15 protein-coding genes are annotated in these 20,807 nt (G+C 61.9%); 8 read left to right on the plus strand and 7 right to left on the minus strand.

What is annotated here, in order from left to right; all coding sequences use genetic code 11:
- The first annotated feature begins 60 nt into the window (after nt 1-60).
- The 5 genes from BM079_RS10640 (at nt 61) to BM079_RS10660 (ending at nt 5,636) form a co-directional block, all read left to right on the plus strand.
- A complete protein-coding gene (locus BM079_RS10640) occupies nt 61-945 on the plus strand; it encodes an SMP-30/gluconolactonase/LRE family protein (RefSeq protein ID WP_090133807.1) in 885 nt (294 codons plus the stop codon).
- A gap of 95 nt (nt 946-1,040) precedes the next feature.
- On the plus strand, nt 1,041-1,796 hold the full coding sequence (locus BM079_RS10645) for a FadR/GntR family transcriptional regulator (RefSeq protein WP_090133809.1): 756 nt from the start codon (nt 1,041-1,043) through the stop codon (nt 1,794-1,796).
- A 296-nt stretch (nt 1,797-2,092) separates the two neighbouring features.
- Nucleotides 2,093-3,508: a sugar porter family MFS transporter gene (locus tag BM079_RS10650; RefSeq protein ID WP_281243952.1), complete on the plus strand. Its 1,416-nt coding sequence runs from the start codon at nt 2,093-2,095 to the stop codon at nt 3,506-3,508.
- Between the two features lie 94 nt (nt 3,509-3,602).
- The gene (locus tag BM079_RS10655) at nt 3,603-4,658 is read left to right on the plus strand and encodes an aldose epimerase family protein (RefSeq protein ID WP_090133815.1); all 1,056 of its coding nucleotides are present in this window, start codon (nt 3,603-3,605) and stop codon (nt 4,656-4,658) included.
- A 57-nt stretch (nt 4,659-4,715) separates the two neighbouring features.
- Entirely contained in the window at nt 4,716-5,636 is a 921-nt protein-coding gene (locus BM079_RS10660) for a Gfo/Idh/MocA family protein (protein ID WP_090133817.1), read from the plus strand.
- A 120-nt stretch (nt 5,637-5,756) separates the two neighbouring features.
- Here BM079_RS10660 and BM079_RS10665 read toward each other — a convergent pair whose 3' ends face one another.
- Nucleotides 5,757-6,287: a gluconokinase gene (locus BM079_RS10665; RefSeq protein ID WP_090133820.1), complete on the minus strand. Its 531-nt coding sequence runs from the start codon at nt 6,285-6,287 to the stop codon at nt 5,757-5,759.
- 191 nt (nt 6,288-6,478) lie between these two features.
- Nucleotides 6,479-7,042, minus strand: coding sequence for an O-acetyl-ADP-ribose deacetylase (locus BM079_RS10670; protein WP_090133823.1), 564 nt, complete (start codon nt 7,040-7,042; stop codon nt 6,479-6,481).
- A gap of 268 nt (nt 7,043-7,310) precedes the next feature.
- Here BM079_RS10670 and betT point away from each other — a divergent pair, with 268 nt between their 5' ends.
- A complete protein-coding gene (gene betT, locus BM079_RS10675; protein WP_090133825.1) occupies nt 7,311-9,380 on the plus strand; it encodes a choline BCCT transporter BetT in 2,070 nt (689 codons plus the stop codon).
- A 138-nt stretch (nt 9,381-9,518) separates the two neighbouring features.
- On the opposite strand, the gene BM079_RS10680 is transcribed toward betT, so the two are convergent.
- The 4 genes from BM079_RS10680 to ptsP form a co-directional block, all read right to left on the minus strand.
- On the minus strand, nt 9,519-10,982 hold the full coding sequence (locus BM079_RS10680; protein ID WP_090133827.1) for a sodium-dependent transporter: 1,464 nt from the start codon (nt 10,980-10,982) through the stop codon (nt 9,519-9,521).
- 180 nt (nt 10,983-11,162) lie between these two features.
- Entirely contained in the window at nt 11,163-12,929 is a 1,767-nt protein-coding gene (locus BM079_RS10685; protein WP_090133829.1) for a PTS fructose-like transporter subunit IIB, read from the minus strand.
- A 91-nt stretch (nt 12,930-13,020) separates the two neighbouring features.
- Complete coding sequence (gene pfkB / locus BM079_RS10690; RefSeq protein WP_090133831.1) at nt 13,021-13,959, minus strand: 1-phosphofructokinase; 939 nt, start codon at nt 13,957-13,959, stop codon at nt 13,021-13,023.
- Entirely contained in the window at nt 13,956-16,808 is a 2,853-nt protein-coding gene (gene ptsP, locus BM079_RS10695) for a phosphoenolpyruvate--protein phosphotransferase (protein WP_090133832.1), read from the minus strand. The genes pfkB and ptsP overlap by 4 nt, the downstream gene beginning before the upstream one ends.
- Nucleotides 16,809-17,029: 221 nt before the next feature.
- Here ptsP and cra point away from each other — a divergent pair, with 221 nt between their 5' ends.
- On the plus strand, nt 17,030-18,046 hold the full coding sequence (gene cra / locus BM079_RS10700) for a catabolite repressor/activator (protein WP_090133834.1): 1,017 nt from the start codon (nt 17,030-17,032) through the stop codon (nt 18,044-18,046).
- Nucleotides 18,047-18,086: 40 nt separating this feature from the next.
- Here cra and BM079_RS10705 read toward each other — a convergent pair whose 3' ends face one another.
- On the minus strand, nt 18,087-18,665 hold the full coding sequence (locus tag BM079_RS10705) for a histidine phosphatase family protein (RefSeq protein ID WP_090133837.1): 579 nt from the start codon (nt 18,663-18,665) through the stop codon (nt 18,087-18,089).
- A gap of 246 nt (nt 18,666-18,911) precedes the next feature.
- Between BM079_RS10705 and BM079_RS10710 the strand changes: the two genes are divergently transcribed.
- Nucleotides 18,912-20,768, plus strand: coding sequence for a metallophosphoesterase family protein (locus BM079_RS10710; protein ID WP_245742983.1), 1,857 nt, complete (start codon nt 18,912-18,914; stop codon nt 20,766-20,768).
- The last annotated feature ends 39 nt before the right edge of the window (nt 20,769-20,807 follow it).

Consider the following 20,807-nt stretch of genomic DNA (forward strand, 5'->3'; position numbering starts at 1 on the left):
ACGTCACAGGCGCGATGCGCGCCGGGCGATAACATCCAATACTGATACCACGGAGGGAACATGCTGGAACCCCATCTGACACTGACCATGGCACTGGGAGAAGGCCCGCACTGGGACAGCCACCAGCAGCGCCTTCACTGGGTGGACATCCTGGGCGGAGAGCTGCACCAGCTGGACCCGGAGACCAGCCAGCATCTGGTCTACCGCTTTGACGAGCCGCTGGCCTACGCCGTGCCCAGTGAGCAGGGTGGCTATCTGGCTGCCTTTCGCTCCGGGCTCTGGCGCCTGGACGCGCAGGGCCAGAAACAGCAGCAGCTGGTCGAGGGGCCGCAGAATCCGTCCATCAGCTGGTGCAACGACGCCCACTGCGATGCCCATGGCCGACTGTGGTTCGGCACCAAAAATGCCGAGGAAACCCATCCCACCGGGGCCTTTTTCAGCTATCACGGCGAGCTGACGCCGCATTTTGATGGCGTGACCATTGCCAACGGCATCGCCATCAGCCCGAACAATGACTGGCTTTATTTCAGCGACACGCCCACCCACAGGATTTATCGCTATCCGCTGGATATCGAGGCGGGGACACTGGGCAAACCCGAGCTCTTTGCCGACACCCGGGCGCTGGCTCTACCCGGGTCGCCGGACGGCGCGGCCATCGATGAGGCCGGTCACTACTGGGTGGCCATGTACGGTGGCGGTGTCGTGGTGCATTTTGACGAGCACGGTAACGTGATCGAAACCCAGCCGCTGCTGGCCCCCAACCCGACCAAGGTGGTCTTTGGTGACAGCGATCTGCGCACGCTCTATGTCACCTGTGCGCGTCAGGAGCTCGAGCAGGCCACGCTGGATCAATATCCTGATGCCGGCTCGCTCTTTTCCATGCGTGTAGAGACCCCGGGCCTGCCCGGTCATCGCTATCGAGACGCCGATCACGTCAGCGCCTGAGCCGCCGAGCCTCGTTCCGCCACCCGCGGCTCGGGGCCTGCCCGTGATGTCGAGCCGGTGATTGCCATCCTGACGCCATGACTACCGAGAATCGCATGACCGAGACCGCCGCCCATGAGCCCCACCATGTGGCCGATCAACTGATCAGGGAAATCCTTGAGGGACGCTATCAGCCGGGCGATTTCATCCCGAAGGAGCTGGAGATCTGCCGGCAGTCCGGCCTGAGCCGCAACGTGGTCCGTCGTCACCTGGGGGCGCTGGTCAAGGGGGGCGTCATCGAGCGCATTTCCGGTTACGGCTCCCGCGTACGCGAATTCTCGCAGTGGCATATTCTCGATCCAGCGGTAACGGACTGGATCACCCGCTTCGCCGGGCCTCATCTGGAGATTCAGCGCGAGATCCTGAGCTTTCGCCTGACGGTCGAGCCCTGGGTGGCGATGATGGCTGCCGGCTGCGCCACGGCTCGGGATCTGGTCGCCATCGAGGAAGCCTTCGAGGGCATGCAGCGTCATCATCTGGATGAGGACACCACCCAGCACGACCACTGCGATGTCTCCTTTCATGTCGCCATCTACTACGCCACCCACAACATCGTCTGGTCCCAGCTCTCCCACGTGCTGCGCCCCTCCATCCACCTGCTGGTGTCCCACAGCAATACCCGCACGCTGGACCCAACGCACAGTCTCGAGAGTCACCGTCGTCTCATGGAGGCCATCCGCATGCGCCAGGCCAATGAGGCCTATCACGCCGCCATCGCGGTACTGGAAGACACCGCTACCACGCTGAACATGACCGTCACGCCGGCACCGGTGCCCCACCATCTGCCACTGAACGCCGCGCCGACAGACTGAGCCACTTTGCCGGCACGCTCGTTCTGGCCAGCGCACGCTCCAGGTTTGCCGCAGAGCCAAAATCCCCCCTGGGCAAAAAACCACTGACTGTGCAGATTCGCGCAGGTCTTTCCCGCCCGAACAGGTGCCCTGTAACGCCAATCGCCTCACCGGCCACTTCTCAAGACTCGACCAAGGTCGAAGCGGCCAAAGTCTATGTTGAGCATTTGGCTTAAATGTCCAACATACACCCCCTGTTGTTGATCCTGTTTTCACCCATGCAGTGACCTCTTTCGGGGCAGCTTATGAAATCATCCATGACCGCGACATCCCACGCGCCCGGCCACGCTGCGCGCCCGTCGATGTCGACCGTATACATGATCGGCGGTGTTGCCGCACTGGCCGGTCTTCTCTTTGGTATGGACATCGGCGTCATCTCCGGTGCCCTGCCCTTTATCGAACAGGATTTTGGCGTCAGCGATCGCCAGCAGGAAATCATCGTCAGCGTCATGATGCTGGGGGCGGCGTTTGGTGCCTGCGCCAGCGGCACCCTGTCACGCAAAATGGGGCGCAAGCTGACCCTGACCGTCAGCGGTGTGGTCTTCGTGGCAGGTGCCCTGCTTTCGGCGCTGGCCGTATCCCCCGAAATGCTGATTGTGGCGAGACTGGTGCTGGGCGTGGCCGTGGGCATTTCCTCCTATGTGGCGCCCATCTATCTCTCCGAGATCGCTCCGGAACACATTCGCGGTCGGCTGATTTCCTTTTATCAGCTGATGATCATGGGCGGCATTCTGCTCGCCTATCTGACCAATACCCTGTTCAGCTACAGCGGCAACTGGCGCGGCATGCTGGGCATCATTGCCGTTCCCGGGGTTCTGTTGCTTCTGGGCATGATCTTTCTGCCCCGCAGCCCGCGCTGGCTGGCAAGCAGCGGGCGCTTTGACGAGGCACGCAGCATCCTGATGCGCCTGCGCGGCAACGACAGCAAAGGCGTGGATGAAGAGATGGCGCAGATTCGCAGCAATCTCAAAATAGGCGAGTCAGGCTGGGCGCTTTTCAAGCGCAACGCCAACTTTCGCCGCTCGACCGGTCTGGGCATGACGCTGCAGTTCATGCAGCAGTTCACCGGCGCCAACGTGATCCTCTATTACGCCCCGCGTATTCTGGAAATGGCAGGCTTTGACAGCGCCAGCGAGCAGCTCTGGGGCACGGTTGTCATCGGTCTGGTCATGACGCTGGCCACCCTGATTGCCGTGGGTCTGGTCGACCGGGCCGGGCGCAAGCCGCTGCTCTACACCGGCTTTACCATCATGGGCCTGTGCATGCTGGCGCTCGGCGCCCTGTTTGAATACGGCCTTGAAGGGGCCACCACCCAGTATCTGGCACTGGGGCTGCTCGGGATGTTCGTGATCAGCTACGCCATGTCGGCGGCACCGATGGTGTGGATTCTGTGCTCGGAAATTCAGCCGCTCAAGGGTCGCGACTTTGGCGTGGCCTGCTCGACGGTCACCAACTGGGTCGCCAACATGATTATCGGGGCCACCTTCCTGACGCTGATCAACGTGCTGGGCAACGCCATGACGTTCTGGCTCTATGCCGCGCTCAATTTTGCCTTCATTGGAATCACGCTGATGCTGGTGCCCGAAACCCGCGGCGTGGCGCTCGAGCGCATCGAGCAGGCGCTGATGGCGGGAAAAAGGCTTCGCCACATCGGCCGGCCAGTACGAGGATAGGGGCTGGTCCGCCCTGCGCCGGGCATGGCTTCTATACTGCCCGGCAGCAGCAGCGACACACGCCCTTGACCCTTTATCGACCGCGGAGTGACCCATGCCCTTGCACTGTGAAAGTGACCACCCTGGTCAGTACAATGACGGCACCCCCTTCACGCGCTTCAGACTGCGCAACAGTGCCGGCATGGAGGTGGATATCCTTGATTACGGTGCCACGCTTCAGGCCCTGCGCGTTCCGGATCGGGCAAGCGGCAAGCCGATCGATCTGGTGCTCGGGTTTGCTGATCCGGCGCAGTATCTCAAGGGGCATCCCTATTTCGGCGCCCTGGTCGGACGCTTCGCCAACCGTCTTTGTGGGGCGCGTTTCGAACTCGATGGGCAGACCTTTCAGATTGTGCCCAACGAGGGCCGTAACGCCCTGCATGGCGGGCCAAAAGGCCTGAGCTTCCAGCGCTTTGAGGGGGCTCTGTTCGAGGACAGCAACCGGGTCGGCGTGACCCTGACCTGCCGTTCTTCCGATGGCGACATGGGCTTTCCGGGCGAGTTGACCGTCACGGTGCATTACAGCCTTGATGAGGATAATCGCCTTGCCATCGACTACGAGGCGCAAAGCTCGAAACCGACCGTTGTCAGCCTGACCAATCACGCCTATTTCAATCTGCACGGCCATGGCGATGTTCGTGATCACAGGCTCGAGTGCGCGGCCAGTCACTACCTGGTGCTCGACGATGAATCGATTCCGACCGGCACGATCGCCCCGGTGGACGACACGCCCTATGACTTTCGAGCGCCGGCCACTCCGCGGGCGCGCGAGCAGATCGAGTGCGAGCAGCTTTGGCATGCCGGCGGTCATGACGTCGCCCTGGTACTGGACCGGGTGGCCCGGGATCAGCCGCTGGCAACGCTTGTCGAACCAGAGAGCGGTCGGCAGCTGACGGTCTTTACCGACCAGCCCTCGCTGCAGCTCTATACCGGCATCGGTCTGGATGGCACTCTGAGCGATCATGAGGGCCGCCCGATCAAGGCCTTTGGTGGACTGGCACTGGAGGCGCAGCAGTTTCCCGATGCGCCCAACCACGCGCACTTCCCCTCGACCCGGCTCGAGCCGGGCGAGTACTACCGCCAGCACACCTGCTATCGACTGACGTTTTAACTCCGGATCGAATGGCCGAAAACGCCGTTCGCCCTCACCAGGACAAGAGATCGATTCATGACCACCATCGCCATTGCCGGCTTCGGCAAGATCGCAAAGGATCAGCACCTGCCGGCCCTGAATGACAACCGCGATTTCGAGCTGACCGCCATCGCCAGTCGCCATGCCACCCTTGAAGGCGTTGATAACCATCAGGACCTGGAGACGCTGCTGTCGGCCAGCCCCGATCTTGAGGCCGTGGCGCTGTGTACGCCGCCGCAGGTGCGCTACGGCCAGGCCGTGGCCGCCATCGAGGCCGGCAAGCATGTGCTGCTGGAAAAGCCCCCGGGTGTGAGCCTCAGCGAGGTCGAGGACCTGGTGCGTCGCGCCGATCAAAAGGGCGTCACGCTTTATGCGACCTGGCACGCCCGGGAGGCCGCCGGCGTCGAGAAAGCGCGCGAGTGGCTGTCGACGCGCCGTGTGACCGGCGTTGACATCCAGTGGCGCGAGGACGTACGTCAATGGCACCCGGGCCAGCAGTGGGTGTGGGAACCGGGCGGTCTGGGCGTGTTCGATCCGGGCATCAACGCGCTGTCGATCGCCACGCATGTGCTGCCCGAGGCCTTTTTCCTGCGTGAGGCAACCCTTGAGGTGCCAGAGAACTGCCAGTCACCGATCGGTGCCACGCTTGAGTTCACCGACATTCATGACACGCCTATTCATGCGGATTTCGACTGGCGCCAGACCGGCCCACAGACTTGGCGGATCACGATCGAGACCGAGGACGGCACGCTGCTCCTCGACAGCGGCGGCAGCCAGCTGGACATCAACGGCGAGCGCATCGTCGACGGTGAGGATGTCGAATACGCAGGCCTTTATCGGCGCTTTGCCCAGCTGATTCGCGACGGTCGCAGTGACGTGGACGTGGCACCGTTTCGCCACGTGGCAGATGCTTTCCTGCTGGGTCGGCGTCAGAACGTCGAGGCCTTTATCGAGTAGGGCTTTTATCGAGCAGGACCTTTATCGAGCAGGGCCTTGACGACAAAAACCCCGGGGAGATCACTCCCCGGGGCCTTGTCACCTCCTGCGATCACCGACTGCGGTAATCAGGCTGGAGGGTCAGTCCAGCGCTTCGAGCTTGTCGACGCATTGATCGATGACGTTATCAAAGGATTTCGAGATATCGATGCTGATGGCCTCATCGGGACCCGGCGTTTGCAGCGTATCAAACTGGGTGCGCAGCATTTGCGGTGAGAAGAAGTGCTGACGCTCCTCCATGCGCTGCAAAATGGTGTTGTAATCGCCATCCAGGAAAAGAATGATCAGGTCGGGATCCCCCTGGCGCAGGATATCGCGATAGGCCCGCTTCAAACCCGAGCAGCCGATCATGACGCTCCTGTTGTCCTTGCGATGACGGTCAAAAATCTCTGCCAGTGCCTCAAGCCAGCCCTGACGATCCTCATCCGTCAGTGCCTCACCATGAGTCATCTTTTCGATGTTTTCCGGCGGATGGTACTTGTCACCGTCGATGTACTCGCACCCTGTGCGCTCTGCCACCGCTTCACCGATGGTCGACTTGCCGGATCCGGAGACCCCCATGATCAGAATGCGTCGTGATTGCCGATGACGCTGATCGAACTGTTTTACCATGCCGGGGCTCTCTTGTCGGGAAAAGGGGCATTACCGTGAAATGTTGGCAACATTCTTGCAAAGGCATCATGGGGTTACAACCGACCCCGTACTCCGGGGCGACTTTCGCACACAAGACCTTGGTCTAATATCACCTCGAGCGGCGATGCGACAGAGCGCCGGGAAATTGCCTCGGGCAGGGCATTTGGCCGTTATCCGCGATCGCGCTGATATCCCAGACGGCTGGCCACATTGCGAAAGGCCTCCAGATCCTTTTGCCCGAAAAAGCACAGTGTTGCCGTCAGTTCCCCGTGTGGCAGCCTTTCGGCCATGACCCCGATGACCACCTCACAGGCCTGCTCGAACGGGTAGCCGTAAACGCCGGTCGAGATCGCCGGAAAGGCGATGGTGTGCATACCATGATCGCGTGCCAGCGCCAGCGAGTTCTGATAGCAGCTGGCCAGCAGTGCCGATCTGTCGACCGTTTTGGCATATACCGGCCCGACGGTGTGAATGACATGGCGCGCCGGAAGATTGAATCCAGGCGTCATGGCCACCTCTCCATCCGGCAGCCCTTCGGGCCATTGCTCGCGGCGCAGCACTTCACAGGCCTTTTTGAGTTCAGGGCCTGCTGCGCGGTGAATTGCACCATCCACACCACCACCGCCCATCAGCGAATGATTGGCCGCATTGACGATGGCATCCATTTCCAGGGTCGTAATGTCGCCCTGTATTGCCCTGAGTTTACCGCTCATCCAGCTCATGGTCGCTGTCATGACGTCTCTCCTGAAGCCCCGGGTGATCACGCTGTCATTATGGGCGATCAACCCCTTCCCCCGAATCCTCCCTACCCCCTGCCATGGTCCAGGACCGGAGGATTTTCCCTTCCCTCTGCTTGAAGCCCTGTAATAAAGGCTATACGTTGATTGAATGACCAATCAATAAAGTCCGGATAAACGCCCTCGTGATCTCGAGTTCCCGGGGTCACGAGGGCGACGTTCAGGAATCACTCATCACTGCATCGGCAACGAGGAAACTCCTTCAATGGGCGTCAATCACACTGACACGGCCGAACAGCCTTGCGACGGTCTCAATCCGGTCGTGTTCTACGGCTCTGCCCTGTGTATCGTGGCCTTTTCTCTCTGGGGCATGCTGTTTACCGAAACCGCCAACACCATCATCTTTGCCGTCCTTGAATGGATCAGTAACACCTTTGGCTGGTACTACTTTCTGGCCGCCACCCTCTATCTGGGCTTTGTCATCTTCGTCGCCGCCTCCCGCTTTGGCAGCATTCGACTGGGGCCGGAGCATTCGCGTCCGGAATTCAGCCTGGGCTCGTGGGCAGCAATGCTGTTTGCCGCCGGTATCGGCATCGATCTGCTGTTTTTCTGCGTGGCCGAACCCGTGACCCAGTTTCTGGCGCCACCGGTGGGTGATGGCGGCACGCTTGAAGCGGCCAGACAGGCCACGGTCTGGGGCATGTTCCACTACGGTGTCACCGGCTGGGGCATGTACGCCCTGATGGGCATGGCGCTGGCCTACTTCAGCTACCGCTATAATCTGCCGCTGACCATTCGCAGCGCACTCTATCCGCTGTTTGGTCGACGCGTAGAAGGTGCCATTGGCCATACAGTGGATATCGCCGCGGTCATCGGCACGGTGTTCGGGATCGCTACCAGCCTGGGCATCGGCGTGGTTCAGCTCAATTACGGGCTGAGCTATCTGTTCGACCTGCCCCAGAATCTCTTTATTCAGGGCGCCCTGATTGCCCTGTCGGTCATTCTGGCCACCATTTCAGTGGTTTCCGGTGTCGACAAGGGCATCCGACGCATCTCCGAATTCAACGTGCTTCTGGCGGTGGTGCTTTTGCTCTACGTGCTGTTTGCCAGCGATACCGTCTTTCTGCTCAACGCGCTGGTGCTCAATATCGGTGACTACGCCAACCGCTTCATGGGCATGACGCTGAATACTTTCGCCTTTGACCGCCCCGCCGACTGGCTCAATACCTGGACGCTGTTCTTCTGGGCCTGGTGGGTGGCCTGGGCGCCTTTCGTAGGGCTTTTCCTGGCGCGCATCTCGCGCGGGCGCACCATCCGCGAGTTCGTGATCGGCACCCTGACCATTCCGTTCATCTTTACCCTGATGTGGATCTCGATTTTTGGCAACAGCGCTATCCAGAGCATTCTGGATGGCGCTACCGCGTTCGGACAGATCGCCATGGAAAGCCCCGAGCGCTCCATCTACGGCCTGCTTGAGCAGTATCCGGGCGTGATATGGACAGCATCACTGGCAACGATTCTGGGCATGCTGTTCTATGTCACCTCGGCAGACTCCGGCGCGCTGGTGCTGGGTAACTTCACCTCGCGCCTGTCCAGCGTGCATCACGACGCCCCGATCTGGCTGCGCATCTTCTGGTCGGTCGTGATCGGTCTACTCACTCTGGCCCTTCTGATGGCCGGCGGCGTTTCGGCACTGCAGGGGATGGTGGTGATCATGGGCCTGCCCTTCTCGTTCGTGATCTTTTTTGTCATGGCGGGGCTTTATCGCTCCTTCAAGAGCGAGGCCTTCAAGGAAGACAGCCACCGCGCCAGCCTTGCCGGGCGTCTCTCGGGCCGAACACACACTGGCAGCGAACGCGGCACGCGCCACTGGCGCAAGCGTCTCAAACGTTCCATGTATTTTCCCGGCCAGCGTCAGGCTCGCGGCTTTATCAATATGACCGCACGCCCGGCCATGGAGGCCGTGGCGCAGGAGCTGACCGAGCAGGGGCTCGAGGCCGAGGTCATCAGGGCCGAAGGCGAAGAGCTGCATCTGGAACTCAACGTGGCGCTGGGCAGCGAGCAGAATTTTACCTATCAGATCTGGCCGCGCGCCTTCCCGGTACCTTCCTTCGCTCGTCGCGCCAACAAGACGCAGTCCTGCTACTACCGTCTCGAGGCCTATCTGCTGGAAGGCAGCCAGGGCTACAACCTGATCGGCTTCAGCCGCGATCAACTGATCGACGACATCCTCGATCAGTACGAACGTCACCTGCAGTTTCTGCACATGAGTCGTGAAGCGCCCGGCAACAGCGCCAATATCCCGGACGACCCGACCTTGCCGCCGGCACCGTAACCAGAGGCTTCGACACAAAAGGGCCGCCCTCATCGGGCGGCCCTTTTTTCGAAAACGTCATTTTTTGAGGACATCATTTTTTGAGCACGTCATTGATGCCCATTTCTGAAACATGCATCGATCCAATCACAGTGCTATTCAGTGCACAGGCCGGCGACGCAGTCGCGGACTAAGCCACTCGCCGATCACCACGAAAAACGCCAGTGCCGCCACACCCCAGACCCACTGGGTCGAGACGTCCAGCGTCATGAAGCCAAGCGCATCGATAAAGATCACCACGATCGCCAGCGGACAGACATAGCGAATCATGAACAGCCACAGCGCGTGGCCAATGCCATTGAGCCCCAGCTCATCGCGCAGTATCCGGTCCTTGAGCACAAAGCCTGCCAGCAGCGCCAGTCCGAGCCCACCCAGCGGCATCAGAAAGCGCGAAGTGAGATAGTCCAGCCAGTCAAAAAAGGTTCGACCGCCAAGCGTCCAGTCAGCACCCAGATTAAAGGACAGCATCGCCAGCGTGCTCACCAGCCACAGCACGATGCCCGTGCCCCAGGCAGCGCGATTGCGAGCGATACCATGACTTTCCACCAGCCAGGCGATGGTGGCCTCGATCATCGAAATGGCCGACGTCAGCGCCGCCATCGTCAGCATCACAAAAAAGATGACCTCCAGCAGCGTGCCCATGGGCATCTGGGCAAAGGCCAGCGGCAGGCTCATGAAGATCAACCCCGGACCGCTGGCGGGGTCCATGCCGTTGGCAAAGATGACCGGAAAGATGGCAAGCCCCGCCATCAGCGCCACCAGCGTGTCACAGATCGCGACGGTAAAGGTTGTACGGACGATGGAAGTGCCGGCCGGCAGATAGGCGCCGTACGCCATGATCGCCCCTGCTGCCAGTGACAGGGTAAAAAAGGCGTGCCCCATCGCCGCCAGCAGCCCTTCACCGGAGAGCTGGCCGAACTCGAAGGCAAACAAGAAGTGGACGGCCTGCTCAAAGCCACCGGAGAACACGCCAAAGCCGATCAGAATCGCCAGCATGATCACCATGCCGGGCATCATCCAGCGCACGCTGCGCTCAATGCCTTCCTGCACACCCTTGCCCACGATCAGCATGGTGATCAGCGTGACCAGCGTGCTCCAGAAGCCCAGATTGAACGGATTGGCGTTGTTATCTTCAAAGATTGCCGCCATGCCCTCGACGCTGTCGGCGGAAAGTCCGCCGGTAACGGCCTTCCAGAGATACGACAGCGACCAGCCGGCAACCACTACGTAAAAGCTCAGGATCATGAAACCGCAGATCATCGACATCCAGCCCAGAATGCTCCACCCGGAACCACCACCAGATTCGGCCACCACGCGCCTGACCGCTTCGACCGGGCTGCCACGGCCGCGTCGGCCAAAGGCGATCTCGGTCATCATCAGGGGTACCCCGATGGCGGCAATGCACAGCAGATAGACCAGCACAAAGGCGGCGCCGCCGTATTCGCCGGTCATGTAGGGAAATTTCCAGATATTGCCAAGCCCCACCGCAGAGCCGGTGGCCGCCAGCACGAATCCCCAGCGTCCGGCCCAGAGCACACCGCCGGTGTCATTGTTTGTGGTCATGCGTGTTCCCTGTCTGTTGTCGGCCTTTTCCGGCCCTCTTGTCGATCAGAAGCGCATTGTAATGGTCTCGCCCCCCTTTTGGCCCGAAACGCTCGCCATTTTCCTGTTCAGGCCATTGAAAAAGGGGCCCCGAGAGGCCCCTGAATCATGCAACCGGCGCATTTGATCGCCACGATCAGCTTAGTTGGTGACGCCTTCCGGCACCTCGAGCTTCTGCTGGGCCGGCTTGAGCAGTGCATAGACACCGCCAACAAAGAGCGAGCCCACGGCGATCGAGAGCAGATAGAGCAGCGCCTGATTGACCGCGCCCGGAATCAGCAGTACGAACAGCCCGCCGTGCGGCGCCATCAGTTTGATCTGGAAATACATCGACAGGGCACCGGTAATCGCCCCGCCCACGATCGAGATCGGAATGACGCGCAGCGGGTCCTTGGCGGCAAAGGGAATGGCGCCTTCGCTGATAAAGCAGAGTCCCAGTACGAAAGCCGCCTTGCCCCCGTCACGCTCGGTGTCGGCAAACTTGGAGCGCGCCAGAAAACTGGCAATGCCCATGCCGATCGCCGGTACCATCCCGGCAGCCATGATGGCAGCCATTGGTGCGTAGGTCTGGGTCGACAGAAGCCCGACCCCGAAGGTGTAGGCCGCCTTGTTGATCGGTCCGCCCAGGTCAACGCACATCATTGCCCCCAGCAGCAGGCCGAGCAGCACAGCGTTGGTCGATCCCATGTTGTTGAGGAAATCGGTCAGCGCCGACAGCATGCCCGCAACCGGCGTGCCGACCAGATAGATCATGACCAGACCGGTCACCAGACTCGCCAGCAGTGGAATGATCAGAATCGGCTTGAGCGATTCGATGCTGGCCGGCAGCTTCAGCCGGTGCGCGATCAGTTTCGCGGTGTAGCCGGCCAGAAAACCGGCGATGATGCCGCCAATAAAACCGGCACCCAGAGTGCTGGCCAGCATGCCACCGATCATTCCTGGCGCGATCCCCGGTCGATCCGCAATCGAATAGGCGATATAGCCCGCCAGCACCGGCACCATTAACGCAAAGGCGGTGTCACCGCCGATCTGCATCAGCGCGGCGGCCAGCGTTCCCTCTTCCTTGAAGGCCTCGATGCCGAACACGAACGACAGCGCGATGCACAGACCGCCGGCGACCACCATCGGCAGCATGAAGGAAACCCCGGTCAGCAGGTGCTTGTAGACGCCCCGCTCCTTGATGCTCTTCTTGCGTTCGCTGCCACCGGCCGGCGCGCTGCCCGCGCTTTCCACCGCGGCGCCCGCCAGCGCGTCATTGATCGTCTGCCGAGACTTTTTGAGCGCCGTGCCGGTAGAGGTGCGATAGATCGGCTTGCCGGCAAAACGCTCGTCGTCGACCTCGATATCGCAGGCCAGCAGGACGATGTCGGCGCTGGCGATATCGTCATCGGTCAGTTGATTCTGCGCCCCGACCGAGCCCTGCGTCTCGACCTTGATCCGATGACCCAGTGCGCGCCCGGCTTCGGCCAGCGCCTCGGCGGCCATGAAGGTATGCGCCACGCCGGTCGGGCAGGCCGTGACGGCGACAATGTTTTTCGAAGTACCGGCCTCGGGCGCTGCCGGGGCTGCACCGGATGCCTCCGGAACGTCATCGTCGCCCTGCCAGGGGCTGGCCTGTTCGCGGGCACGGCTCAAAAAACCATCCGGGTCCGGCAGTGCCGCTTCAAGGCGCTCGCGATAGAGCGGCTTACCGGTAAAACGGGACAGCGTCACCGGACGACTGGCCGCCACCACGACCAGATCGGCCGCGGCAATCTGCTCGTCATCAAGCGTTGCCGAGTCAAACTGGCCCTGCATCTCGACCGCTGTCTGCCAGCCCAGCCGATGAGCAGCCTGCTCGAGCCGGCGCGCCGCCAGATAGGTCGTCGCCGTACCGCTGGGGCAGGCCGTGACGATAACAATGTTCATGCAAACCACTCCTGTGCCAGTGCCAACCACTGGTCGCCATGCTGACCGCGCCTGTCATCAGCAGGCAGCTCAAAAGAAATCGGGGGCGTGATCATGTTGCCAGCGCCTCCACGCAGACCGCATCGCATAACGCGGTAAAGTCCTCAATATCCGAGCGCCCTACGCCGATGCGACGCACGGCGTCGGCCGACAGGGCCGTGGCAAAACGCAGCGTCTTCTCCCGCGGCCAGCCTTTGAGCACGCCATGCAGCGCCCCGGCCAGCAGCGTGTCGCCGGCACACACGGTGCTGACAATCTCCACTTTCGGTGGACGGGCACGCAACGCGCCGCCGTCAAAGAGCCACACCACGCCTTCAGCGCCCAGCGACAGCAGTACGTTCTCGATGCCGCCCTGCTGCAGCTCGCGAGCCGCCGCCAGCAGCGATGACTCATCCGGCAGCGGCCGGCCTACACACTCGGCCAGCTCGTGCTCATTGGGCTTGATCAACGCAGGCAGCGCACGAACGCCCTGCACCAGCGCCTCGCCGCTGCTGTCCAGCCATACCGGGAGGTCCTGCGTACCGAGTCGTGCGATCAGCGCCGAGAGCCACTCGGGTGTGACGCCCGGTGGCAGGCTGCCGGAGATGACCACCGCCTCGAACGCATCACAGCGGGCGTCGATATCTTCAAGCAGCTGCACCATGGCGGCCTCGTCCACCAGCGCCCCCGGCCCATTGATGTCGGTCACGCGGCCGTCGGCCTCGGAGAGTTTGGCATTGACCCGGGTATCGCCTGCCACCCGAATGAAGCGATCTTCAACGCCCCACTGTGCAAAGGCGCGTTCGAACGTTCCCTGGTTATCACGGCCAAGAAAGCCACTGACCGCGACCTGGTGGTCATGACGCGCCAGCACGCGCGCCACGTTATTGCCCTTGCCTGCTGCCGTCAGCGAGCTCTCCTGTGAGCGGTTGACGCTGCCCGGCATGAGCGTTGTCAGGCGAACAGAAAGATCCAGCGCCGGGTTGGGCGTCAGCGTCAGTACCCGGCTCATGTCAGCGACTCCAGCATGGCGCGCACCTCGGCCGCCGTCGGGCAGTCCAGCGCCCGCAATGCCAGTGCCCGGCTCTCTTCCAGACTCAGGCTGCGGATGCGCTGCTTGACCAGCGGGATCTGCCGGCTGGACACCGACAGCTCATCGACCCCCAGCCCCATCAGTACGGCGATCGCCTGCGGGTCGCTGCCCAGCTCGCCGCACACGCCAACCCAGCGTCCCCTGGCATGAGCGGCGTCAACGGTCAGCTGTATCAGGCGCAGCACTGCTGGATGCAGGCCATCGGCCTGGGCGGACAGACGCGAATGGCCGCGGTCGATCGCCAGGGTGTACTGGGTCAGATCGTTGGTGCCGATCGAGAAAAAGTCGACATGTTCGGCCAAACTTGGCGCCAGCAGTGCACAGGAAGGCACCTCGATCATCACGCCCAGCTGTACGTCAGGGGCATTTATCTCGGCCTGAACACGATCAAAGATGGCCTTGCCGGCGTGAAACTCCTCCACATCCTTGACCATCGGGAACATGATGCGCAGCGGTCGATCACCTGCCGCCGTCAGAAGCGCCCGAATCTGGGTTTCAAGCACGTCCGGGCGCGTCAATGCCAGGCGAATGCCGCGCAGACCCAGGAAGGGATTGTCTTCGGCCGGTACCGGCCAGTAATCCAGTGGCTTGTCCCCTCCAACGTCCAGCGTGCGCGCGACCAGTGCCCGATGACTGCCCAGCGCGTCAAAGGCCTGGGTGTATTCGGCCACCTGGGTGTCCATATCCGGCGCCTGGGGGTGGGCCATGAACACGAATTCGGTGCGCAGCAGACCCACGGCCTCGGCACCGCGTTCGACGGCGTCCGCAGCATGCGCGGTATTGCCCAGATTGGCAGCGACCTCGACGCGGTGGCCGTCCCGGGTGACCGCCGGATCAAAACGCACCTCGAAGGCTTCGCGCTCACGAATCTCGCGCTCGCGGATGGAAAGTTCGGTACGGGCCCGGCGCTCTGGATCGGGCTCGGGAATCACGCGGCCGCGCTCGCCGTCGAGAATCATGTCGATGCCGTTGTCCAGCGCCATGATGGTTTCACCGGCCCCGACGACCGCTGGAATGCCCAGTGCACGTGCCAGGATGGCGCTGTGGGAGGTGGCGCCGCCGCGAGCGGTCAGAATGCCACGCACGCGCGAGGTATCCAGCCGTGCCACATCAGACGGCCCGACATCGTCGGTGACCAGAATATAGGGATGCGCTGGCGGATCGGGCATCTTCACGCCACAAAGGTTGCCCAGCACACGTCGACCGACATCACGCAAATCGGCGGCGCGCTCGGCCAGCAGCCGATCGGCCAGCGCCTCCTGGGCACGGGCAGCGACATCAATGGCCCGCCACCAGCCTCCTTCGGCGCTTTTGCCTTCGTTGATCGCCTCATAGGCGGCTTCACGAAGCTCGGGGTCGCCCAGCATCTCTTCATGCATGGAGAGAATCTCGGCCACCTCGCCACCAGCGGCACGAATCATCTCCTCGAGCTGCTGCTCGGCCTCCTGGATCGCTGCCCCCAGGCGCGCCTTCTGCGCCTCACGGTCCGAGGCGGTTTCCTCGTAGTGAAACTCCGGCGGACGCATCACGAACACCGGCGCGATCGCCATGCCGGGCGAGGCCGGCACGGCCGTCAGCAGCGTATCGGCAGCTGGCGCCACCACAGGCTCGCGCGGGGTCTGACGATTGCGTGACGGACGGGCATCGCTGGTATCCCCCAGCGGTGTGACCTCTTCACCCAGCCCGCCGCGCAGCGCCTCGGCCATGGCCTCGACCGCTTCACGGGCGCCCTCGCCCTCGGCCGAAAAGATCAGCATCTGACCGCGGCGTGCCCCCAGACCGATCACCTTGGTCAGACTGGCTGCCGAAACGGCTTCGTTGCCGCCCTCCGCCAGCCGCACGCGCACCGGAACGCTCTGGGCGCGCGCCACCTGTACCAGCTGCTTGGCCGGACGGGCGTGCAGCCCGTGAGCATTGCGTACACGGACTCGCACGGTTTCGGCGCTGGCCGATTCACCGGACAGACGCGAGAGCAGCGCATCACGGCCCAGCCGAGCCAGCTCCTCGCCCTTGCCCTCTTCCAGTACGCTGACCAGTCGGTCGAGCAGCACATCGTGGGCGTTGCCGCTTTCGGCCAGACAGAAAATCCCCGCTACGCCGTCAATGTGGGCCTGCGGCAGGGCCAGTCCCAGCGCCGGCTGGGTAACGCCCGTAGCGCTGCGCACCAGCCACAGCTGCTGCCCCAGTGAAATGGCCTGCTGGGCCAGAATGTCGGCCACGAAACGGCGGTCCACGCAGCCCAGCTGCTCGAGACGCGCCGCTGCCGCCGCCGTCAGTTCCAGCGCCGAGCGTGCCGGCACACCCTGGACAATGGTGTCACCATCCAGGCGCGCGGTGACCGGCGCTTTCGAGAGCAGGCCGACCACCTCATCGGCTTCTTCAGCACGGGCCAGTTTTTCAGATACGCCCTCACGGTCGAGCACATGAGTAAGCTGACGCAGAATATCGAGGTGCTCATCGCTTTGCGCGGCAATGGTGATGATCAAATGGACCCGATTGCCGTCATGCCACTCGACCCCGTCAGGAAACTGCAGAAGACGCACGCCGGTGGCCAGCACATGCTCACGGCTTTTCTGGGTGCCGTGCGGGATGACGATGCCGTTGCCCAGCCAGGTCGAGGACTGCTGTTCGCGCTCGAACAGCGCATCGCGATAGCCTTCCCGGGCAAGCCCGCCTTCCATGAGCGCCTGACCGGCCTGATTGAGCGCATCACGCCAGTCGCTGGCGTGCTGATCGAGCAAAACGGCATCACTTTTCAGCGTGAGCATGGCGTATTGATCCTTGTGAGTGGCAAATCTGCGCAGACAGTGGCATCCATTCATGCAGCCTGGCGCAAAACGGCATGAAACAGGTCATGACAGCATGGCTGAATCGTGTCACCTTTTCCTTGCCGTAATGCTGAAAGAGAACGAGCGTTGAATCAAGCACCATTGACATGGACCCACGTCGTATTGACAGAGGCCGGTCTTTCATATCGGGAAACAACATCATGACGCTTGCAGAGATCGCACGCCTGGCCGGCGTATCACGGACCACCGCAAGCTATGTCATCAACGGCAAGTCACGCCAGCACCGCATCAGTGAGGCGACGGTCAAGCGCGTCATGGCGGTGATCGAGGAGCACGGCTACCGGGTGGATGCCCAGGCCGCGGCCCTGCGTCGCGGTGTCAGCCGTACGCTGGGTTTTGTGCTGCCGGACCTTGAAAACACCAGCTACGCCCGGCTGGCCAAACTGCTTGAACAGGGAGCGCGTCGTGCCGGCTATCAGCTGCTGATGGTCAGCTCCAATGATGACCCGGAGACCGAGCGCGAGCTGCTCAGCGCTCTGCAGGCGCGGCGCTGCGACGCCTTGATCGTGGCCTCGAGCCTGCCACCCGGCGAGGCGTGCTATCAGCGCCTGATCAGCGCCGGCATCCCGGTGGTGGCCGTTGACCGCGCTCTGGACGAGACGCTGATGCCCTGTATCGTCAGTGAAAACCGCCGCACTGCCATGGCGTTGACTACTTCGGTGCTCTCACCCCCGAATCAGTCATTACCGGTACAGGAGATTGTCTGGCTTGATGCCCTGCCCGGGCTTGCCAATACCGTTGAGCGTCGGGAAGGGTTCCGGGCCGCAGTGGATGCTCAGGGAAAGCAGGCGCCCCGGGCGCATTTTTATTCGGGCGAGCGCTACGACCGGAAGACCGGTATGGCGCTGATTCAGGAGCATCTGGAAGATCATGACATGCCAGGAGCCCTGGTGACGGCATCCTATACGCTGCTGGAAGGCGCACTGGACGTGCTGCTGTCGCACTACTCTCTGGAGGCGCTGCGCGAGCGGGGGCTTCAAATGGCAACCTTCGGCAACGACCGGCTGTTGGACTTTCTGCCCCTGAAGGTCAATTCAATGCAGCAAAATCTCGAGCGTATCGCGACGCTGGCGCTGTCCAGTGTCATGGATGCCATCAACGGCCATTTCAGCCCCGGTACGATCGAAATCGAGCGCACCCTGATTCGTCGGAACTGATCTGATGGAAAGGGACAGGCCCGCTCAGACATTGAACAGGTCAGGCGATGGCCTGACCCTGGTACTCATAAACGCCGTACTGCCAGTGGGCACGGCCGGGTTGCCTGGGGCCCTGCCAGCCGCGGGAAATCAGCTCGCGCGCCAGCAGGTGGTTGATCATGCCATGGCCGACAAACAGCACCGAACAGTGCTCACGCGCCAGCTCGACCAGCTTGCTGGCGGCGGCATCGGCGCGACTGAACACCGCCCGGCGCCCTTCAGCATTGCCGTGATAGCCCATGAGCCACAGGACTCGAAAGGCAACCAGCCAGAAGGTGGTCGGCAATGACGGGGTTGGCCAGCGCCCGCTGCCGTGCGGTAGATCGATCTCTCGCATCAGGGGATCGCTGTAGACAATGTTGCCCGCTTCCAGCCGCAGCGCCGACTCGAGCGAGCGTGGCAGATCGCTGCAGGCGACCGCTGCACACTCGCGTGCCACGGAGAACGCCTGCTCGCACCGGGTCAGTTCGTCAAGGCCCGCCAGCTGATAGCGAGCCACCCAGTCCCTGAAATCCGCAGCGGCCATCCTTTCGTCAAAACGTACCTGCGGCGCCCCATGCCGCATCAGGATGATCTTCATGCCGCCGCTGCTCCAGATAATAATTGATTGAGATCAATTCTAGTCAGCGGAGCATGCACTCCACCAGTCCTGTTCAGGCTCAATCAAAATCATCGCGATCCGATGCCAGTCATGACAATCTCCAATGGTATTGTGCCTGACCCTCTTTCAAATCGTGCTGTTAGCGTGGTGACCATGTCAGAAGACGTTTCAGGGAAAGTGAACCAATGCACCGGGGAAGCTCTGCCCGACATTCTGGCAGGCCCCATGCTCCGCCGTCTGCTGCCCGAGCGGATGACACTCTGGCTGGTGGCTTCAAAAGCGCTGACACTCACACTTGTCCTTGAGCGGCAGGGCGAACGGTCCGCGCATCTGCCCCTTGACGAGCAGCAATGCCGACGGCTGTCCATCGGCACGCACGCCGTCGTCCACATGATCGATGTCGCAATCCGGCCCGCCTTCGATGAAGGCGAGGTGCTGAGTTATGACCTGTTGATCGAAGCACAGGGGGCATCGACAGGCATGGCAGAGTGGGCTCCGCAGCTGTGTCTTGAAGGAGAGCGCCGTCCGCGCGTTCGCCACTCCATGACACTTGTCTCCATCGCCCATGGCTCCTGCCGCCGGCCTCACTTTGATGCCCCCGATGGGCTGGCACGCCTGGATCGTCAGCTGAATGCTCAACGCAGCACGCCCGAGCAGTGGCCCTCACTGTTGATGATGACCGGCGATCAGATTTATGCCGATGATGTCGCAGGCCCCATGCTGCTGGCCATCAATGCCCTCGTGTCGCGGCTGGGGCTTTATCACGAGCGTTTTGATCAGGCCGAGATCGACGACAGCCAGGCACTCATGGAAGATCCCTGGCTTTATAGGCGCCATCGTCTGCTGCCCGCCACCTCCGACAATCGTCTTCTTCAGCGCTATTTCTTTCGCGGCAAGCAAAAGCCGATCTTTACTGCCGCTGGCGCCGATAACCACCTCATCAGTCTTGGGGAAATCCTGGCCATGTATCTGCTGGTCTGGTCTGAGGTGCCCTGGCAGCTCATCAACGTCACGCCTCCCGCGCTGGAGGAGGACAAGGCAGCCCTTTTCAAAAGGGAACAGGCGGCGCTGGCGCATTTTGTCGAGGAGTTACCTGCCGTTCGTCGGGTCATGGCGCACCTGCCTGTTTACATGATCTTTGATGATCATGACGTCACCGACGACTGGAATCTGACCGCCCAATGGGAACGTACGGCGCTCGAGCATCCCTTTTCCCGGCGCATCATGGGCAATGCCCTGATGGGCTATCTGATCTGTCAGGGCTGGGGCAATGCCCCGGAACACTTTGACGGCCCGATGATGACGCGGCTTGAGACCTACTGCCGGGCCCCCGAAGAGGCGCATCACAGCGCCATGATCGAGGCCCTGTTTCGCTTTGAGCACTGGCATTATTCGCTGCCCACTCATCCTGCCATGGTCGTTCTGGATACACGGACCCGGCGCTGGCGTAGCGAAAATGGCCTGCACAAGCCTTCCGGACTGATGGATTGGGAGGCCCTGACAGAACTCCAGCAGGAGCTTATGGGGCATGACGCCGTCATCATGGTGTCAGCCGCGCCGGTATTTGGCGTCAAGCTGATCGAGATCGTGCAGCGGGTCTTTGTCTGGTTCAACCGCCCCCTGCTGGTAGATGCCGAGAACTGGATGTCACATCGTGGCGCGGCATACGTCATGCTCAATATTTTCAGGCACCGCAACACCCCGCAGAATTTCGTCGTACTGTCGGGAGATGTGCATTACAGCTTTGCCTATGACGTGCAATTGCGCGGGCAGCACCGCAGCCCCGACATCTGGCAGGTGACCAGCAGCGGTATTCGTAACCAGTTTCCTGATCGGCTACTGGATATCTTTGACCGCATCAATCGCTGGCTTTTTGCCCCCTGGTCCCCCGTCAACTGGCTGACCAAGCGTCGTTACATGGTCATCAGACCCCGCCAGCCCGATAACCGCTCCCCGGGCGAGAGACTGGTCAACAAGGCCGGTATCGGTCTGCTGTATCTGGATGACCAGGGGCGACCCCGGGACATCATTCAACTGGGCGGTGATGATCAGGACGTGCGCTTTGAGCGCGATGACCCATAGACTTTCGGCCATCCTCTGCCCTGACAACACAACGCCCGG

The organism is Kushneria avicenniae (assembly GCF_900112585.1).
Classification (GTDB): domain Bacteria; phylum Pseudomonadota; class Gammaproteobacteria; order Pseudomonadales; family Halomonadaceae; genus Kushneria; species Kushneria avicenniae.

Excerpts from the sequence above, each read along its gene's own strand:
- BM079_RS10640 (WP_090133807.1), top strand. The coding sequence starts at position 61 with ATGCTGGAACCCCATCTGACACTGACCATGGCACTGGGAGAAGGCCCG.
- BM079_RS10645 (WP_090133809.1), top strand. The coding sequence starts at position 1,041 with ATGACCGAGACCGCCGCCCATGAGCCCCACCATGTGGCCGATCAACTG.
- BM079_RS10650 (WP_281243952.1), top strand. The coding sequence starts at position 2,093 with ATGACCGCGACATCCCACGCGCCCGGCCACGCTGCGCGCCCGTCGATG.
- BM079_RS10655 (WP_090133815.1), top strand. The coding sequence starts at position 3,603 with ATGCCCTTGCACTGTGAAAGTGACCACCCTGGTCAGTACAATGACGGC.
- BM079_RS10660 (WP_090133817.1), top strand. The coding sequence starts at position 4,716 with ATGACCACCATCGCCATTGCCGGCTTCGGCAAGATCGCAAAGGATCAG.
- BM079_RS10665 (WP_090133820.1), bottom strand. The coding sequence starts at position 6,287 with ATGGTAAAACAGTTCGATCAGCGTCATCGGCAATCACGACGCATTCTG.
- BM079_RS10670 (WP_090133823.1), bottom strand. The coding sequence starts at position 7,042 with ATGACAGCGACCATGAGCTGGATGAGCGGTAAACTCAGGGCAATACAG.
- betT (WP_090133825.1), top strand. The coding sequence starts at position 7,311 with ATGGGCGTCAATCACACTGACACGGCCGAACAGCCTTGCGACGGTCTC.
- BM079_RS10680 (WP_090133827.1), bottom strand. The coding sequence starts at position 10,982 with ATGACCACAAACAATGACACCGGCGGTGTGCTCTGGGCCGGACGCTGG.
- BM079_RS10685 (WP_090133829.1), bottom strand. The coding sequence starts at position 12,929 with ATGAACATTGTTATCGTCACGGCCTGCCCCAGCGGTACGGCGACGACC.
- pfkB (WP_090133831.1), bottom strand. The coding sequence starts at position 13,959 with ATGAGCCGGGTACTGACGCTGACGCCCAACCCGGCGCTGGATCTTTCT.
- ptsP (WP_090133832.1), bottom strand. The coding sequence starts at position 16,808 with ATGCTCACGCTGAAAAGTGATGCCGTTTTGCTCGATCAGCACGCCAGC.
- cra (WP_090133834.1), top strand. The coding sequence starts at position 17,030 with ATGACGCTTGCAGAGATCGCACGCCTGGCCGGCGTATCACGGACCACC.
- BM079_RS10705 (WP_090133837.1), bottom strand. The coding sequence starts at position 18,665 with ATGAAGATCATCCTGATGCGGCATGGGGCGCCGCAGGTACGTTTTGAC.
- BM079_RS10710 (WP_245742983.1), top strand. The coding sequence starts at position 18,912 with ATGCTCCGCCGTCTGCTGCCCGAGCGGATGACACTCTGGCTGGTGGCT.